This window comes from Pseudoselenomonas ruminantium (assembly GCF_900142515.1).
Classification (GTDB): Bacteria; Bacillota; Negativicutes; order Selenomonadales; family Selenomonadaceae; genus Selenomonas_A; species Selenomonas_A ruminantium_D.
Map to the genome: position 1 here is coordinate 110,158 of NZ_FRBC01000005.1, position 17,469 is coordinate 127,626.

Annotated in this window: 19 protein-coding genes and 1 tRNA gene; 16 read left to right on the plus strand and 4 right to left on the minus strand. The window is 55.0% G+C overall.

Annotated elements, in window-relative coordinates; all coding sequences use genetic code 11:
- The first annotated feature begins 64 nt into the window (after window positions 1-64).
- The 7 genes from BUB68_RS04185 to BUB68_RS04215 all read left to right on the plus strand — a co-directional run bounded on the left by BUB68_RS04185 (window position 65) and on the right by BUB68_RS04215 (window position 5,158).
- Entirely contained in the window at window positions 65-544 is a 480-nt protein-coding gene (locus tag BUB68_RS04185) for a DUF1850 domain-containing protein (protein WP_073088550.1), read from the plus strand.
- A complete protein-coding gene (locus BUB68_RS04190; protein ID WP_073088522.1) occupies window positions 537-2,465 on the plus strand; it encodes a TRAP transporter permease in 1,929 nt (642 codons plus the stop codon). Before BUB68_RS04185 ends, BUB68_RS04190 begins: the two co-directional genes overlap by 8 nt.
- Window positions 2,466-2,573: 108 nt before the next feature.
- Complete coding sequence (locus BUB68_RS04195) at window positions 2,574-3,458, plus strand: hypothetical protein (protein ID WP_073088523.1); 885 nt, start codon at window positions 2,574-2,576, stop codon at window positions 3,456-3,458.
- An 11-nt stretch (window positions 3,459-3,469) separates the two neighbouring features.
- Window positions 3,470-3,643 carry a ferredoxin gene (locus BUB68_RS04200; protein ID WP_256625776.1) on the plus strand — a complete coding sequence of 58 codons (174 nt, stop codon included), beginning with the start codon at window positions 3,470-3,472 and terminating at the stop codon, window positions 3,641-3,643.
- Between the two features lie 95 nt (window positions 3,644-3,738).
- Window positions 3,739-3,814, plus strand: a tRNA-Gln gene (locus tag BUB68_RS04205).
- A gap of 224 nt (window positions 3,815-4,038) precedes the next feature.
- Window positions 4,039-4,302: a hypothetical protein gene (locus tag BUB68_RS14990; protein WP_143188080.1), complete on the plus strand. Its 264-nt coding sequence runs from the start codon at window positions 4,039-4,041 to the stop codon at window positions 4,300-4,302.
- Between the two features lie 19 nt (window positions 4,303-4,321).
- A complete protein-coding gene (locus BUB68_RS04215) occupies window positions 4,322-5,158 on the plus strand; it encodes a zinc ribbon domain-containing protein (protein ID WP_073088526.1) in 837 nt (278 codons plus the stop codon).
- Window positions 5,159-5,276: 118 nt separating this feature from the next.
- Here BUB68_RS04215 and BUB68_RS04220 read toward each other — a convergent pair whose 3' ends face one another.
- From BUB68_RS04220 to BUB68_RS04235, 4 genes are all read right to left on the minus strand, one after another.
- Window positions 5,277-6,506 carry a dicarboxylate/amino acid:cation symporter gene (locus tag BUB68_RS04220; protein ID WP_073088527.1) on the minus strand — a complete coding sequence of 410 codons (1,230 nt, stop codon included), beginning with the start codon at window positions 6,504-6,506 and terminating at the stop codon, window positions 5,277-5,279.
- Window positions 6,507-6,652: 146 nt separating this feature from the next.
- Window positions 6,653-6,799: a YvrJ family protein gene (locus BUB68_RS04225; RefSeq protein WP_073088528.1), complete on the minus strand. Its 147-nt coding sequence runs from the start codon at window positions 6,797-6,799 to the stop codon at window positions 6,653-6,655.
- Window positions 6,800-7,012: a DUF2922 domain-containing protein gene (locus tag BUB68_RS04230; RefSeq protein WP_073088529.1), complete on the minus strand. Its 213-nt coding sequence runs from the start codon at window positions 7,010-7,012 to the stop codon at window positions 6,800-6,802.
- A gap of 36 nt (window positions 7,013-7,048) precedes the next feature.
- Complete coding sequence (locus BUB68_RS04235) at window positions 7,049-7,264, minus strand: DUF1659 domain-containing protein (protein WP_073088530.1); 216 nt, start codon at window positions 7,262-7,264, stop codon at window positions 7,049-7,051.
- 491 nt (window positions 7,265-7,755) lie between these two features.
- Between BUB68_RS04235 and BUB68_RS04240 the strand changes: the two genes are divergently transcribed.
- The 9 genes from BUB68_RS04240 (at window position 7,756) to BUB68_RS04280 (ending at window position 17,297) form a co-directional block, all read left to right on the plus strand.
- The gene (locus BUB68_RS04240) at window positions 7,756-8,313 is read left to right on the plus strand and encodes a hypothetical protein (protein ID WP_073088531.1); all 558 of its coding nucleotides are present in this window, start codon (window positions 7,756-7,758) and stop codon (window positions 8,311-8,313) included.
- On the plus strand, window positions 8,310-8,726 hold the full coding sequence (locus BUB68_RS04245; protein ID WP_073088532.1) for a hypothetical protein: 417 nt from the start codon (window positions 8,310-8,312) through the stop codon (window positions 8,724-8,726). Before BUB68_RS04240 ends, BUB68_RS04245 begins: the two co-directional genes overlap by 4 nt.
- Window positions 8,723-9,133, plus strand: coding sequence for a hypothetical protein (locus tag BUB68_RS04250; protein WP_073088533.1), 411 nt, complete (start codon window positions 8,723-8,725; stop codon window positions 9,131-9,133). Before BUB68_RS04245 ends, BUB68_RS04250 begins: the two co-directional genes overlap by 4 nt.
- 175 nt (window positions 9,134-9,308) lie before the next feature.
- The gene (locus BUB68_RS04255; RefSeq protein ID WP_073088534.1) at window positions 9,309-10,157 is read left to right on the plus strand and encodes a flagellin; all 849 of its coding nucleotides are present in this window, start codon (window positions 9,309-9,311) and stop codon (window positions 10,155-10,157) included.
- Between the two features lie 197 nt (window positions 10,158-10,354).
- Window positions 10,355-11,227: a Rossmann-like and DUF2520 domain-containing protein gene (locus BUB68_RS04260; RefSeq protein WP_073088535.1), complete on the plus strand. Its 873-nt coding sequence runs from the start codon at window positions 10,355-10,357 to the stop codon at window positions 11,225-11,227.
- A complete protein-coding gene (gene panB / locus BUB68_RS04265) occupies window positions 11,224-12,051 on the plus strand; it encodes a 3-methyl-2-oxobutanoate hydroxymethyltransferase (RefSeq protein WP_073088536.1) in 828 nt (275 codons plus the stop codon). Before BUB68_RS04260 ends, panB begins: the two co-directional genes overlap by 4 nt.
- A gap of 465 nt (window positions 12,052-12,516) precedes the next feature.
- Entirely contained in the window at window positions 12,517-13,632 is a 1,116-nt protein-coding gene (locus BUB68_RS04270) for an efflux RND transporter periplasmic adaptor subunit (protein ID WP_081371850.1), read from the plus strand.
- Window positions 13,629-16,709, plus strand: coding sequence for an efflux RND transporter permease subunit (locus BUB68_RS04275; RefSeq protein ID WP_073088537.1), 3,081 nt, complete (start codon window positions 13,629-13,631; stop codon window positions 16,707-16,709). Before BUB68_RS04270 ends, BUB68_RS04275 begins: the two co-directional genes overlap by 4 nt.
- 36 nt (window positions 16,710-16,745) lie before the next feature.
- Window positions 16,746-17,297 (plus strand): TetR/AcrR family transcriptional regulator, encoded by a 552-nt coding sequence (locus BUB68_RS04280; protein WP_073088538.1) that lies wholly within the window; start codon window positions 16,746-16,748, stop codon window positions 17,295-17,297.
- Window positions 17,298-17,469 lie beyond the last annotated feature (172 nt).

The following is a 17,469-nucleotide window of genomic DNA, read 5'->3' on the forward strand; positions in this document are numbered from 1 at the left end:
GGCTGTTGCACTGGGTGTGACAGCCCTTTTTTAGGAGCTAGATTGTGTATTCAAGGTGATATTGTTGCAGAAAGAGTTTTTGCTGTGTGGATTGGGCTTGGTTCTGGCCTTGTGGCAGATCTTGACTTTGCCCTGTGTGGTGATGTGGGCCGGGGGACAGCGGCTTTATCTGGGTGAGGCTGCGGCTGGTTTCCCGTTGTCCCTGCGTTTCATCCATTCGGTGCAGAAGACGACTGTGGAGGAGTTTCTGGCGGTGGATGAGGACAGACATCATTTTGTACTGAAGGCAACGAAGTATCAGTCATTCGGTGTGGGACTGCCCTTTGATGAGCATGAAGGTGAGTTTGTGCAGGAGGGGGATTATTACTGGCTGCGGGGACAGGATCGCAAGTTCCCGCGGCTGGACTTCCGGGTGGGAGTCGGCACGGAGCTCAGTATGAATTTGGGCGGAAAGAATTTTCCCCTGTATGAGGATTATAAACCAGGAACGTTGGTATCGGTGGAGCTGATGCCGTTATGGAAAGGATTGGTTATGCATGAATGAACATGATGCTAAACGGGCGCAGGCCGTACTGAAGGAGTTTGACAAAGAATCTGACACGATGGAATACACGGGGCTGATGGCCAAGGTCGTGGCGTTCATCGCCATCGCGTTTTCCGTGTTTCAGCTCTATACGGCAACTTTCGGCGTGCTGGATGCGCAATTGCAGCGCGGGATACATCTGGGCTTTGGTCTGTGCCTGGTGTATCTGCTCTATCCGACCCGGAAGGGATGGTCGCGGCACAAGATACACCCCTTCGATCTGTTGCTGGCGGTATTGGGGGCGGCAGCTCCGGGCTATATCGTCTATGAGTACCAGCATCTGGTCATGCGGGCAGGCATGGTGTCCGATGTGGACTTGGCGGTAGGCCTGATCGGCATTGTGCTGGTCATTGAAGCGGCCCGCCGCGTGGTGGGCCTGCCCATGGTCTGCGTGGTGCTGGGCTTCCTGGCCTATGCCTTTGCCGGTCCTTATATGCCGGGAGTTTTGGCGCACAGAGGATTGACGCTCTCCCAGCTGGTGGGCCATCTGTTCTATACGACGGAAGGTGTGTTCGGTATCCCCTTGGGTGTATCGTCCACGTTCATTTTCCTGTTCATCCTGTTCGGGGCTTATCTGGAGTCTACGGGGCTGGGCAAGTTCTTCATCGATCTGGCCAATTCCATTGCCGGCTGGGCCAGCGGCGGTCCGGCAAAAGTGGCGGTGTTGTCCTCGGGCCTCATGGGCACGGTGTCCGGCAGCTCGGTAGCCAACGTGGTTGGTACGGGCTCGCTGACCATTCCCATGATGAAGAAACTGGGCTATCATAAGAACTTTGCCGGGGCTGTTGAGGCGGCAGCTTCTACGGGGGGCCAGCTGATGCCGCCGGTCATGGGCGCAGCGGCCTTCCTGATGGCGGAGTTCGTGGGCGTGCCCTATATCGATATCGTCAAGGCGGCTGTCGTGCCGGCGCTCCTCTATTTCGCGGGCGTTTGGCTCGGTGTGCATTTTGAGGCCAAGCGCGGCAAATTGAAGGGCCTGCCTCGGGAGCAGCTGCCGCATTTCTTCACCCTGCTCAAAGAGCGCGGTCATCTGGCCCTGCCGCTGATCATCATCGTCTATCTGCTGGTTTCCGGCTATACGCCCATGCGGGCGGCGCTCGTGGCCATCGTGCTGGCGATTCTGTGTTCGGCACTTAGAAAATCCACGCGCATGCAGCCGATTGAAATCGTGCGGGGGCTGGAAAAGGGGGCGAAGAATGTATTGGGCGTTCTCGTGGCCTGTGCGGCAGCCGGTATTATCATCGGTGTGGTCACCAAGACCGGCGTGGGCCTGAAACTGGCTTCGGGGCTTTTGACCCTTTCCGGCGGTTTGCTGCTGCCGACCATGTTCTTCACGATGATTACGGCCATCCTGCTGGGCATGGGCGTGCCGACAACGGCTAACTACGTCATCACCTCTACCATTGCGGCACCGGCGCTGGTGCAGATGGGGGTACCGGTGCTGGCGGCCCATATGTTCGTGTTCTACTTCGGCATCATCGCTGATGTTACGCCGCCGGTGGCATTGGCTGCCTATGCCGGTTCCGGCATCAGCGGCGGCAATGCCTTGAAGACCGGTGTCAACGCCTCGAAACTGGCGATTGCGGCCTTCATCATCCCGTATATCTTCGTGATGTCACCGGTGCTGCTGATGATGAGCGGCACCGTGCCGGAACTCCTGTTGTCCACCGTTACGGCTTTGGGCGGCATGGTGGCCATCAGCTCGGCGCTGATCGGCTATCTGGCCGCCGATTGCAGGCTGGCAGAGCGCCTGATCCTCGTGGTTGCCGGCCTGCTGATGATCCAGCCGGGTCTCGTCACCGACGTCATCGGGCTGGCTCTCTTTGTCCTGATTCTGGCCGGACAGCTCAAACGCCGTCCGAAAGCTGCAGCCATGAATTGAATCCATTGTAAAAATAGCTGCCCCCTTGAAGGGGGCAGCTTTTTTACTTTTTTTGTATTTGGTGATTGTGTATAATATAGATGAGAGCTTTGAAAAGGGGGGAGAAGCATGGCGGTAAAAGCACCGGTGGCACCTGTGCCGCCAACTCCGCCGGCGGTGCCGGGGGGCACGCTGCAGAATGGCGGCTCGGTGCAGGAATCCACTGTACCCAAGGACAAGACCCAGACCCATGATGAGCGGACGGAAGATCAGGCCCGGCAGTCTGTCGCCAAGGGAAACGGTGCCCTGTCCAAGACGACCCAGTCGCGGCCGGAAAAAGAACAAAAGCCGAAACAGGTGGATGCCAGCGGCGGTGCCTCGCAGGCAGACCAGCAACCCCGGACCGTGGTGGTGCAGAATGGCCTGCAGCAGGAAAATCCCCAGCAGGAAGCTCTGGCTGATGCCAAGGCTGCCGCAAACACCCAAAGCCAGACCCGGCAGCAGGATCACGGCTGGGAGCAGTTCGCCTCTCACGGGGCGCTCTTTTGGGGCGGCGTGCTGCTCCTGATGAGTGCAGTGGTCTGGTTCGGCATCCGCAAGCTCATGGGGCGCAAGGAAGGGCGGAGTGGGAGCCTGTCCATGGCGGATATTGACGGTGCTGCCGCACCTGTGCCCCTGCCAGACCAAGGGAAAAAGCCGGTCCGGGCGCCCAAAAAACGGGAACAGGTGGAGACCTTTGCAGAACTGCGGGGCATGACCCCGGACGAGGTGCTGGCCAAGATCGCCCATGACGAGGAACAGGAAGCCTTGCGGGAAATGCGGCAGGCAAGGGCCGAAGCCAAGGAACGCCTGCAAAAAGCAGGCCGCATCCCTGTGAATCCCAATCCTCCCACCAAGGCGGCCAGACAATACCGGGAACAGGTAACGGCAGATATGCCTAAGGAAAAAGCAAAGCCTTTGAAGCCGGTCCGGCAAGCCAAAGAGGAAGAAAAACGGTTTGAAGTGAGAATATAATGAAGGGATATGTGGACAAGAACATTTGTGTGGCCTGCGGTATGTGTGCAGATGGCTGCCCAGAGGGCTTCCGTATGGGCGCGGACGGGCTGGCGGAAGGATTTCAGGATCTGCCCGCCGAGGCACTGGAGGATGCACAGCAGGTGGCGGCAGACTGCCCGGTAGGGGCGATCTTCATCAGCTGAAAATTTTTTTGGAAAAAATTTCAAAAAACGCTTGACAGTTTATAGGTCTGCCGCTATAATATTTATTGTTGATAGCGCACAAGCGTTAAAGACACAGGGGTATCGCCAAGTTGGTAAGGCACGGGTCTCTGAATCCCGCATGCGTTGGTTCGAGTCCAGCTACCCCTGCCATTTGAAAATACAGCGTCGCCATAGGCGGCGCTTTTTTGTATATATAAGAGAGAATTTAGGGAGGATGAGAAGATGAACAAGGGAAAGATTCTGGCCTATGCCATGCTGGCCCTGTTGTTAGGGGGCGGGGCGTCAGCCATGCTGGCACCACATAGCGTTCAGGCGGCGCTGATTTCGGAAGTATATGGAGTGTATTGTTGGCATGGAAAAGCGGAGTATCCTGTGTGGAATTTTTGGATAAAGCCGGCTTGGTTTATGATAATATCGTGGTTAAGCTGCACAGTGGTCAGTTGGAAGTCATGGGCATTGCCCGGATGTATGGTGTGGGCGTAAACGGCGAGCGCGGTCCTCTCGGCGAGAAGTACAGAGGAAAAAGATCCGCGCCCTTGACCCTTGGACGTGTACCGTCAATTCCGTATATTTTTTCTGGGATGAAAAAGCTCAGTGGTTTGGCTTCCGTCTGGTTGAGTGATTGTGGGGATTTATAAGAATAGGAGAGATGGAGTAATGTTTTGCAGGAATTGTGGCAGGGAAATGGCCGCTGGTGATAAATTTTGTCCGGCATGTGGGACGTCCTATACGGAACAGAAAAAAAGTAAAAGTTCCCGCTGGATGGTGAACGGGCTTCTCCTGCTGATGGGGGCGGCGTTGTTGGTGGGCATGACCCTTGCCTTTGCGAAATACTATACGCCGCAGGAGAAAAAACCGGAATACGCCTTGCAGCAGCTCAGCTCGGCCATATATAGCGGCGACTATGAATTGGCCGAACAATATGTGGACTTTGATTCGCTGGCCGAAAATTTCTATAGCGATTATTATGAGGGGCGCTATGAAAAGGATAAGGCGGATTTGGAGCGGTACAGCGCCAGAGCCAAAGATAGTCTTGGCGTAGACAGCTATCTGGAAAGCGAATATAAGACAGAACCGGAGCGGCAGCGTAGGAAAAATTTATCCATCATGCAGCAGGTCATCAAAAAGGCCATAAAAATGAATCACGCAGCAGATAAGCCTCCTGTGGAGATGCCCCGTGACTATAGCTGGCTCTCTGGAAATACGGAGGAGCAAAACATCCAGTACCTGGTTTATTTGTCCCAGCAATATGAGCCGAAAATCAAAACGATGGACGTAGATGGGAACAAAGCTGCTGCCAATATTGAATTCACTGCCAAAAAGGAAGACTTCAATCCCCAGTCGGTCATTGTGAAATTGGAATTGAAGCGCAATGACAGCGGCAATTGGAAAGTGATGAGAATTGCCAATATGGATGAATTGATGCAGGAATATTTCACCGCACGCAGCGTTATGGTTCGTATGTGCCTGGATTACGATTTGCGGCATTGGTAAGGGAAAACAGTATGTAAACCCCCGACATTTTCGGATTTGTTTTCGAAAGCCCCCGGACTGCTGCTCCGGGGGCTCCCTTACTTTACATAGAAGAAAAGTCTATGAAGTTGCTCTTTTTTCAAATTTCCCGGAATCTGTCCACGATGGTGGCGCAGGCAGCGTCGCCGGTGATGTTTACGGCGGTGCGCAACATATCGAAGATCCTGTCCACGCCGAAGAGGATGGGCAGGGCATCGATGGGGATGCCGGCGGAGACCAGCACGGCTACCACCAGCAGGGTCGGGCCAGGGACGCCGGCCTGGCCTACGGCACCCAGGGTGCTCGTGATGATGATGGCGATGTACTGGGGCAGGGACAGTTCCATGCCGTACATCTGGGCGATGAAGGTGGCGGCCATAGCATAGTAGGCGGCATTGCCGTTCATGTTGATGGTTGCTCCCAGCGGCAGGGCGAAGGAAGTGGTTTCCTTGGAGACCTTGAGTTCCGTGGTGGCGGTGTTCATGTTCAGGGGCAAAGTGGCGATGGAAGAGGCCGTGGAGAAGGCAAAGACCTGTACCTTCCACATGCTCTTGAAGAACTGCTTGTAGGTGGTGCATTTGGAGAACATGGCCACGGAGCCGCCGATCATGCCGTAGGTGACGATGGCCAGCACCACGATATAGAGGAGGATCAGATAGAGGATCTTGGTCAGCACGGCATAGCCGAAGGTGCCGGTGGCATCAGCCATCAGGCAGAAGACGCCGATGGGGGCCACATACATGATGCCCGTCATGACCTTGATGAATAATTCCGTCAGGTAATTGAAGAAATCCAATACGTATTTTTTCTTGTGCTCCTCCAGATAAGTCGCGGCAAAGCCCATGAACAAGGCAAAGACGATGATCTGCAGGATATTGCCATCCACCAGAGCCTGGAAGGGGTTGGTAGGAACGAAGCCTGTCACCGTTTCCCAGAAGCCGGGAATCTTGGTGCTTTCTTCCATATGGTCCACATGGATAGCGGCTTCCGAAAGGGTGGTCATCTCGATGCCCCGGCCCGGCTGGAAGATTTCGCTGGCGGCCAGCCCCAGTGCTACCGCCACGGCTGTGGTGATGCCGTAGTAACCGAAAGTCAGCAGGCCAATCTTGCCGGCACTGCTGGATTTGCCCAGGGAGGCAGCGCCGCCAATCAGGGAAAAGAGCACGAGGGGCACGACCACCATCTTGATGAGCTGCATGAAGAGATTGCCCAAGGGCGCCAGCATCTGGGCCTCTTTGCCCAGCACCAGCCCGGTGGCGGCCCCGAGAACGGTGGCTCCGATGATCCAGATCCCCAACTTGTCCAGGCTGCTTTGATTGTTTTCTGACATAAAACGACCTCCTAAAATTTTTCCTCGTAGAGAGAAAGCCGTATGCAATCCCGAGGGGATATGGCATACGGCTTCTTTGCACGATTTATTATGTTTACATTTTAACACATGACGGTGACGCTGTCCACTATTGGTGGAGAAAAACTCTATTTCAGCCGTTGGAGTTCGCGGGTCAGCTCTCCCAGCTGGGTGGTGAGCCTGTCCATGGACCGCTGGAAGGTGGTCAGCAGGTAGAAGGTCACCACGATGGGGAAGCCTACGGCGGAAACGGCGGTGAGCAGGGGTTCGTCCATTTAGACCAGCGCCTTTTCTGCTACGTCCTGCACGAAGACACGCTGGATGGCTTCGATGGGGCTGCCGCCTGCGGTGATGGCCTTTTTGGCGATGAGTGTGTTGAGTGCCTCCGTGACCTCGGCTGTGGTGAGGTCTTCACGCGGGGCCGGCAGGGACAGGGTCGTGGTCTTGCCGTTGGCGAGGGCCAGGATCATTTTGAGTGTGGTTTTCATAGGGAATCGCTCCTTTCCTTGCAATCAAGCGGGTGGTCATTCGGCCAATGCGGCATTGTCCTGACGGCAGATGTCGCTGACGGGGAAGCTCTGGAGGCTGCCCAGTTTCGTGCCGATGGCCAGAAGGTCGGCATCGGTCAGTGCCGGATTTACGTTGAAGCTGCGGACGGCAATCTGTTCCTTGCCGGAGTTGTCGGTGGCGGTGATCACCTTGATCTGCAGTTTCGTTGCGGGGTTCATACGAGTTGCCATGATTGATCATCCTTTCTTTTGGCTGTTTTTTGTTTGCGGCCGCTCACCCTTATACATAACTTCAGCTGCGCAGAAATTTACCTGTCGGAGAAAGATTTTTTTGCCTGTTTCCAAAGGGGCAGCCTGCACTGCTGGAAGGGCCGCAGGGGCCGCATCTATAACAGAGATTACCAGAGATTTTTACCAAGGGAGGCCTGTGTCTGGGCAGCAATATCCTATTATGCATAAATATACAGAAACATAGCGTGGACAATTGTCCGTGCTTACTGCTTGCGGATATGGCTTTTGTTTTTGCTGTTCGGAGTTGTAATGTTGTAAAGTCTATGTGTTATGCAGCAAGGTGGTGTTTTAGCTAACGAAATCAGTTAATTTTAACCTCTAAGTAAAAGAAAGGAAACACTTGACATTAATATAAAATGAGCGGTAAAATATGCATAAAGATGCCGAAACGATACAAAATCGACACCTGTATGGAGAAAGAGGGGTTGAGCATGAAGGATGAAGAAAAGCAGGCTGTGAGGAATGCGAAGGTTGTCGAGGCGTTGTATGAAAAGCCGCTTTCATTTGGCAACTTTGCTACTGTCGTAAAAATGGGCACGAACACAGAGATATGCCTGCTCAATTACAAGGTGGAGTCGGTGTTGGCATATATGGCAGAGACTTTCGGGCGGAGCCTGGAGGTTTTGCGCAGCCGGCGCAGCTGCGTGAATGGCAGGCCGCATGGGCATATGGACTATTACGAGATCAGTTGTTCTCAGATCTATATGCCGGTTCCTTACTGCAAGGCGTTCAACAGGAATCACAGCACGCTGGCGTATCCGAATGTGGCCCGGATCGTGCGCGGGGAAGCGGCCCCCGGAGGCAAGTCGCAGATCCGTTTCCTGTCGGGCGGCGTTCTGCCGGTGCAGCTCAGCCTGAAGCGGCTGCGGGAGAAGATCGACCTGGGGCGCAGGCTCCTCTATGCGGATCTTTTTGCGGCGGAGATGGAACTGAAGGGATTGCGCCGCACGATTCAGCGGATTCAGCAGCAGGAGCGTGAGTGGTTATGATTGGCATGGACCGGAAGAATACCATTATCCTGCGGCTGGATCTGGCGGCCAAAGTGGGGCGTACGGAGGCACTGCTCTTGTCGCAGCTCGATTATTGGCTCGGGCACACTCACAATTTCGCCCAAGGGCGTTTCTGGGTGTATAACACGGAGGCTGAATGGGGGCGCCAGTTAGGTGTGTCGTCCTCGAGCATCAAGCGGGCAGCCGCGCATCTGGAAAAGATGGGGCTGATCGTGCGGGCGCGGCATAATCGCAGCGCTTATGACCGGACGCTCAGCTACAGTCTCTGCTATGATAAGCTGCGTGCTCTGGGGATTGATGCGCGGCCACAGGAACGGCTGGGGCAGAAGCCGGGGGCCGACCCTTGGGACCGGCCGGATCTTGGGCTGGATGATGGGGGTGTCGGTGCATGAGTGAGGTCACGTTGGAACGCTGTATTTTTCATGGCATGCGGTGTCAGGTCACGCCAGGCCAGATCAAGGAATTGGTGCGCCGTTACGGGCTGGAAACGGTGGACCGGGAACTGGTGGTGTTATGGCTGGAGCTTTTCCAGCACGATATCCGTTATCCGGCTTCCTGGCTGAAGAAGGCCATCGAGTGTTCCTATTCGCCGCAGATCCCTCATGAGGAGTATGTGCGGGAAAAGCAGGGCAAGATCCGGCGGGTGCGCGGAGCGGCGAAGGAGAAGGCCCTGAAAGAGGCTTATGCACGGCTGGATGCGGAGAAGGCGGAGCAGCTGATGCAGGAACGGCCGCCGCAGCAAAGCGAGTTCTGGCGGTTTGTGCCGAAGGCGATACAGGATAAACTGGCCGTGCGGTGAAGCAGGGAAAATTAGGAATAGATTTTCGCCGCAGGTACTAAATTCTTATTGCGCGCAATGCTTTGGTGCGGTATAATATAGCTATAGAAATAGACGCATTTTTAAAGCAGCAATATAGTTAGTCAGGCAAAAGGAATTGGGATTTCCAGAAAAACTAAGGAAAGGAGAGATGACTATGAGCATTGGCAGTGTAATGAACAGCTCCCTCAATCAGCTGAATCGTTCTCATAGCTTGCAGAACGCCAGTCTGCAGCGTATCGCTACCGGCTCAAAGCGGCCGAGTGCCGCCAATGGCGCTTCTGATTATGCCATTGCGCAAAAGATGCAGTACAACCTGGGAGGTGTGCGTCAGTCTACCGCCAACACCCAGACGGCTAATTCGATGCTCAATGTGGCCAGTGGTGCCATCAACAATACGGTGAGTTCCCTGTCCAGCCTCAAGGAGACGTTGATCAATGCCGCTAATGGCACGAACGGCGACTACGACCGGGCTGCTCTGCAGGAGACGGTGAATCAGACGCTGTCCCAGATCAACACCAACGCACAGGCTACCTATAACGGCAAGACTTTGCTGGATGGCAGCCAGAAGGTGACGGTGGCTGGTACGGACGGTTATGAGACCGTATCGTTGGGCGATATGAGCACCAAGGGTCTGGGTCTGACGGACAGCCAGGGCAAGAGCCTGGTGGATGTGACGAACCCGGATTCGTTGGCCAGCGCACTGGACACGGTGGACAGCGCTCTCAATGCTGCCCTGGACCAGGCAACGGCTATCGGCGCCAAGCAGCAGGGTCTCAGTTATCAGGCAGATAACTACACGACGATGGAAGAGAACCTGCAGGCATCGCTGTCGGCTAATGATGATGCGGATATTGCCGCAGAATCGGTGACGAACGCCAGCGCCAATACCCAGAGCCAGATGGCACTGTGGGCGGTGAAGCAGGGGATGCAGAGCATGAGCCAGCAGATGCTGGGCGCGCTCAACAACCACAGCCGCGGCGCAGCGTATGGGATGCTGGGCTAAGAAAAAGGCAGTTTTTCGGAGACGCAAGCGGATTTTCTTCCGCCTGCGTCTTTTTGTCATGGGAGCTTTTGTCTGCAGATTCATTGCAGAGCATCCGTTCTTGTGCTACAATAACCTTCGATGGACGGTATTCCGTGAGGAAACTGTACTTATCTTTTTTGAATCAAAAAGCGCATCCTCTAAAATGAGGTGATGCGATGAAGATTGGTTTTTTCGGAGCCGGCAAGGTCGGCTTCACGCTGGGAAAATATTTCCGCATGCATGGTGTTGAAGTTACAGGCTATTACAGCCGCAGCATTCAATCCGCACAAGAGGCAGCAGATTTTACCGGTACGCAGGCTTTTGCCAAGGCAGGAGACCTGACAGATGCAAGTGATGTGCTTTTTTTCACGCTGCCGGACGGAGCGCTCCGGGGTTTTTATGAGGAGCTTCGTTCCGAAACGATTCAAAATAAGATTTTTTGTCATTGTAGTGGTGCGCTGACCGCCAGGGACGCGTTTCCCGATATCGAGCAATATGGAGCCACCGGCTTTTCCGTTCATCCGCTGTTCGCCGTAAGCGATAAGTATCATGCTTACGAGGAACTGGCGGATGTTTTTTTTACGCTGGAGGGTTCGGAGGAACGGCTTGATTTCATGGAAATGTGGCTGAAATCGCTGGCGCTCAAGGTCAAGGTAGTAGCGCCTGCGGTCAAGGTCAAGTATCATTGCGCGGCGGCGCTGGCCAGCAATTATGTGATCGCTTTGCTGGCGCTGAGCCGCAGGCTGCTGGCCGAGTGCGGTTTTTCGCCGGCGGAGGCGGAACGGGCACTCATGCCGCTGTTTGCGGGCAATGCCCGGCATATTGCCGCGGATGGCATGGTGGCGGCCCTGACCGGCCCGGTGGAGCGGGGGGATCTGGGCACGATCCGGAAGCATCTGGACTGCCTGGAGCCTGAAGCGGCGCAGCTATATGATCTTTTGGCGCAGGAACTGCTCATGACAGCGCAGGCAAAGAATCCGGCACGGGATTACTCTTCCATCAAGGAGTTTTTATTACAATCAGCTGACTTGAAAGGAAGATTTGCATGAAAAACACGGTGGCAACGTTTGCTAAGATGAAGGCCAATGGGGAGAAGATTTCCATGCTGACCTGTTATGATTATTCCACGGCGAAACTGGAGGAAGCTGCGGGCATCAATGCCATCCTGGTGGGCGATTCTCTGGGCAATGTGATGCTGGGGCTGCCCGATACGCTGTCGGTGACGATGGAGGATATGATCACATATGGCCGTTCGGTGGCGCGGGCCTGCCATAATACGATGGTGGTCATCGATATGCCCTTTATGTCCTATCAGGTGTCCGTGGAACAGGCCGTGATGAATGCGGGCCGCCTGATGAAGGAAGGCCGGGCCAATGCGGTGAAGCTGGAGGGCGGTGCCGCTGTCTGCCCGCAGATCAAGGCCATCACGGATGCGGGGATTCCCGTGGTGGCGCATTTGGGCCTGACGCCGCAGTCGGTCAATGCGCTGGGGGGCAACCGGATCCAGGGCAAGAGCGAGGAAGCGGCCAAAAAGCTCATCGAGGATGCGCTGGCCATTGAAAAGGCCGGGGCATTTGCTTTGACGCTGGAGTGCATTCCGGCGCCGCTGGCCCAGCTCATCACGGATAAGCTGTCGATTCCGACCATCGGCATTGGGGCCGGGGCTGGCTGCGATGGACAGATTCTCGTGTATCAGGATATGCTGGGACTGTTCTCCGACTACACGCCGAAGTTCGCCAAACATTTCGCAGAACTCGGCACGCAGATGAAAGAAGCGTTTGCGGCTTATGTCAAGGAGGTGCAGGCAGGGACGTTCCCGGCTGAGGAACATACGTTCAAGATGGATGAGGATGTGTTGAATAAGCTCTATTGATTACGTGAAAAATCTATTATAGACAGTAACGTCCGTTGGCACTTTTGCCAACGGACGTTTTCTATAAATGGCAGTTTGTAGTTTAGTTCGTGCTGAAGGTATCCCGTTCATACGCAGCAGGGGTTCACGGGGGAATGCTTTTTCTGTTTCCGCTAAACGACCCTCCCTGTAAGGTTAGAGATGTTTAGCTGGATTGCGCCGGGCAGGCCAGCGGCGCGTCTTTCAGCGTGCTCTTTAGCTGCTGATTACGTCGGGCCGGTCTTCGCTGCGCTCAGACGGTCGCTCCCACAGAAAAAGTATTCCCACCGCCGCCCCACTGCTTTGTAACGAATTGTGTTCCAGCTCGCACCGACAAACTGCAATTTGGGGTAGTCTTTTTGCTGAACAAAATAAGACTATATTGACTTATTTTAGAGAAGATGTTATTATAAAACAAAATGAGTCATATTGGTCTTAAAAGGAGCGATGATGGTGCGGAAGTGGCGGTTTAATCGATATGTTGCTGGCGGGGTATTGGCAGCAGTTTGTCTGCTGGGGGGCGTGTTTTTTAGTCTGGATGATGGTGAGGCAGAAGACGTGAAGCCTCAGTCGGTACTGTCTGTCAGTACTCGGCGGGCGGTGGTGTCGGAACAGCAGCAGGGCTTGCATTTGACGGGGACGGTGGAAGGGCTGACTTCGGCCATTATCAGCAGCCGTTATTCCGGGACGGTGGAAAGCCTCACGGTGGAAAACGGCCAGCAGGTGCAAGCGGGGACTCCGCTTTTGCGCACGGACAGCCAGGAACTGGCGAACAATGTGCGCATGGCGGAAAATGGTGTGCACAAGGCAACGGTCAGCCATGATAATATCGCGGTGAATCTGCAGCGCCAGCAGAGCCTTTATGAAACCGGCGCTACGTCCAGACAGAACCTTGATGCGGCGCAGACGCAATGGGCGACGAGCCGCACGGAGATGGACGATGCTGCGGCCAATCTGGCCATTGCGCAGAAGCGTCTGGCCGATGCGACGGTCACAAGCCCCGTGACGGGCGTGGTGGCCAATAAGAATGTGACTTTGGGGCAGATGGTTTCAGCGGGCACGCAGCTCATGACTGTCGAGCAGATTGATGCGGTCTATGTAACGGTGCAGGTGGAACAGCAGGATATCGATAAGGTACAGATCGGCAAAGATGCCACGGTCAAGGTTGATACTTATAAAGATAAAACTTTTGCCGGGAAGGTCGCAGTCATCAATCCCGTGGCGGGACGTGACAATCGCCTGTTCATGGTGAAGATTCGCGTGGAGAATCCCGGTTTTGAGTTGATGCCTGGCATGTTTGCCGAAGTCCTGCTGGCTGATGAGGAAGCCAAGCCTGTGCTCACCGTGCCGCGCAGTGCGATGACCTCCCGCAAGGGCCAGAATTATGTATTTGTGGTCAGTGATGAGGGCAAGGCCCAGCAGGTTAGTGTAGAACCCGGAGCGCTTTATGATGAGAATCTGGAAATCAAGAGCGGCCTTAGCGAAGGGGCGCTGGTGATTACGGATAATCTCGATAAATTGAAAGATGGCGATATGGTGAATGCTTATGGAGGCGAAAAATGAGTCTGCCGGAACTTAGTATCAAACGGCCGGTTCTGGCCACGGTTATGACAGCGGCACTGGTGCTGCTGGGCCTTGTGAGCCTGTTCAAGCTCAGCATTGCGGAATATCCCAATATGTCCTACCCCTATGTATCGGTGCAGATCACCTATGAGGGGGCACGGCCTGAGCAGATGGATGCCCAGATCGTGCGCAAGGTGGAAGAGGCGGTCAGCGAGGCCCGGGGCGTGCGTCATATCACCTCCACGTCTACGGAAGGTTCGGCGGATATCGGCGTGGAGTTTGCCATGGAGATAGATCCGGCCGCCGCCACGCAGGAGGTGCGGGATAAGGTCAATGCCATCAAGGATGACCTGCCCAAAGGCATCAATGAACCGGTGGTCTCCCGCTTCGATATGAATGCCGATCCCGTGGCGGCTATTGCCATCACTTCGGATAAACTTTCCCAGCGGGAACTTTCCATTCTCGTGGAAGATCAGGTGAAACCGGCCATCCAGCAGATTGCCGGTGTGGGCAAGCTGTCTGTCTTCGGCGAGGAAAAGCGCGAAGTCCAGCTGCTGATGCGTCCGGAAGCTCTGCGGGCCTTTGCTTTGGCTCCGGCGGAAGTGGCGGAAAATATCGAGCAGGGCATCAAGGAAGTACCAGGCGGTAACCTCGACAGCGGCACGGCGAAACTGTCCGTAAGTACGAAGACGAAAATCGCGCGCCCGCAGGATTTCAACAATCTCATGGTGGCTCAGCGCGGCGGCCAGCCGGTGTATTTCCGGCAGATTGGCGAGGCGAAAGACACCATCAAGGATAGAACGAGTGTGGCCCGCTATGATGGCGTACAAGCCATCGGCATTGAAGTGGGCAAGCAGTCCGGCGGCAATGCTGTGAAGGTGGCTGACGCAGTCAAGGAGGAATTGACCAAACTGCAAAAGAATCTGCCGGATTCGGTGCAGGTGCATCTTGTCCGCGACGATGCCCAGCGCATCAAAGATTCTATGCATGGCGTCTATGAAGATCTCGTGATTGGCGGCATCTTTGCTGTGCTGGTGGTTTTCCTGTTCTTAGGCGATTTGCGCAGTACGCTGATCAGTGCCGTGACCATTCCAACGTCGCTGATTTCGACTTTTTTCTTTATGAATCAGGCGGGCTTTTCCATCAATACCATGACCATGCTCGGTTTGTCCCTGGCTATTGGCCTGCTGATCGACGATGCCATCGTGGTGGTGGAAAATATCATCCGTCACCGCGAACAGGGCGAAGATCCGCAGGCGGCCGCGGCCCTAGGCACGAAGGAAATCGTACTGGCGGTTATGGCGACTTCCCTGAGTGTTATTGCCGTCTTTATGCCTATGGGCTTTATGACGGGTTCCGTGGCGGATTCCTTCAAGGAATTCGGTCTGACCATCAGTTTTGCGGTCATCATTTCTCTGTTTATCTCCTTCACGCTGACGCCAATGCTGGCCTCGAAGTTCCTGCGGCCGGAGCTACAGTCCAAGGGCTTTATCTGGGACAAGCAGCGGCAGTTCAGCCGGTTCTTCGATAAGCTGGCCTTGCGTTATGGGGAACTGCTGACGAAAATCCTGGCGCAGCATCGCAAGAAAACGGCTTTGCTGGCAGTGGGGCTGTTTATTATAAGCCTGTCCATGCTGAGTTTTATCGGCATGGATATGCTGCCTGCCAGCGACAAGGGGCAGTTCACGGTGAAATATGAATTGCAGGATGGTGTATCGTTGGCGAAAAAAGAGGAGAGCACCCAGCAATTGACGGACATCATCCGCCAGCATCCGGCAGTGGAGCATGTCTATGCGACCAGCAGTTCTACGGAGGCCGAGGCGATGTTTGTCAAGCTCAAGCCTAAGAAGGAGAGGGAAAGCCAGACGGAAGTGGTGGCGCAGCTGCGCGGGCAGCTCAATGCCATCCCTGGTGTCAAGATATATGTGGAGGGCCTCTCGGATTCCGGCGATCGTCCCATAGCTATCAGCCTTACGGGCACGGATATGCAGAAATTGGGCGAGGCCTCGGATATTGTGGTCAAAGCCTTGGAGGAAATGCCCGGGGCAACGGATGTGACTAGTTCTTATCGCCCTGGTGCACCGCGGCTCTCCGTTATGACCAAGGATGCCCGTGCCCATGATCTGGGTGTCAGCAATGAAACCATCGGCAATACGGTTTCGACCTTGCTGGAAGGCAAGAAAACCGGCAAGTTCGATGATACGGACGAGCAGGTGGATGTGCGTCTGCGCCTGCGGGAAAGTGCCCGGGAAAATCCCAGCCAGCTGAATTTCATTCAGGTGCTGACGGGAAAAACGGATGCGGCGGGCAACAAACAGCTGGTGCCCCTGTCTGCCGTAGCGGACTGGAAATACGAGACCAGTCCTGGCAGCATCCGTCGTTATGAACGGCGCATGGAAGTGCGCATTTCCGCCAATGTGGATGGTGTTTCTTTGGGTGAGTTTGAACAGCAATGGGAGGAAAAGCTGGAAAAATTGCAGCTTCCGCCCGGCGTCAGCACCGGCAGTGCCGGTGAGGCCACGGAGATGGATGAAACCATGAACAGCATCCTGCAGACCTTGGTCTTGGGTATCGCCTTTATCTTCATGATCCTTGCCGCGCAGTTTGAGTCATTCTTAGAACCCTTGGCCATCATGGCAGCGCTGCCGCTGGCCTTTATCGGGGCTTTGGCTGGATTGCTGATCTTTGGCAGCGGTTTTTCCATGATATCCGGCATCGGCATTTTGCTGCTGATGGGGCTGGTGACGAAAAATGCCATCCTGCTGGTCGATTACGCCAAGGAGCGCATGGCCGAAGGACTGGCGGTAAATCAGGCTTTAGTGGCAGCCGGCAAGGCCCGCTTCCGTCCGATTTTCATGACAACTATGGCCATGATGATGGGCATGCTGCCGCTGGCGATGGCTCTCGGTCCTGGTGCTGAGGCCCGCGCGCCGATGGCACATGCCATCCTGGGCGGCCTGGTCACGTCGACTGTCCTTACGCTGGTGGTCATCCCCTGTTTGTATAGTTTGCTCAGGGGGGCCATTGACCGCCGTCGGACTGACGCAGAAAAGGCGGTTCCTATTTCTGGCAAGTGATGTTATACTGGAATCGATTGAGCAAGGAGAGATATTATGGCATTTGACAGAGATGAGTTAGTGGAAAAATTAGCGGATGCGCTGGCAGATAATCCTGGCTGTACGATGAAGGAGCTGGCGGAAGCCGTCGGCATCAGCAAGGCCAGCCTGCACCGCATCTATACGAATAAGGCAAATATCTGTCAGCTTCTGGTTGAGAAGGAACGACAGGTCCTGGCTGATGTCAGCGCGGTACTGAAGCGGGAAAACTCCGATTGGCTGGATGATCTGCAGGATATTATCGGCTTGTTTGCCGATAATGGGCCATTCGTGCGCTGCATGGGGCGGGAGACACTGCCCGTGCAGGTGACAGAAGCAGAGTGGGATGCGTTCGATCAGGAACTGACGGCATTCTTCCGCAAGGGGCGCGAGGCTGGATTGTTGCAGGGGGATTTTTCCTCCACGGATATGAACGATATTTTCTTTGGGCTCATTACGGGGCTTATCGAGTCCATGGGCATGCGCAAGAGCAGCCCTGGGGCCGTCAAGCGCATTGTGTATGAGGCCTTGCTGGGCGGGATTTACCGGCCGCTGACAATTCGTCAATAAATCAGAGAAATTGCAGTTTGTAGTTTAGTTCGTGCTGAAGGTATCCCGTTCATACGCAGCAGGGGTTCACGGGGGAGTGCTTTTTCTGTTTCCGCTAAACGACCCTCCCTGTAAGGTTAGAGATGTTTAGCTGGATTGCGCCGGGCAGGCCAGCGGCGCGTCTTTCAGCGTG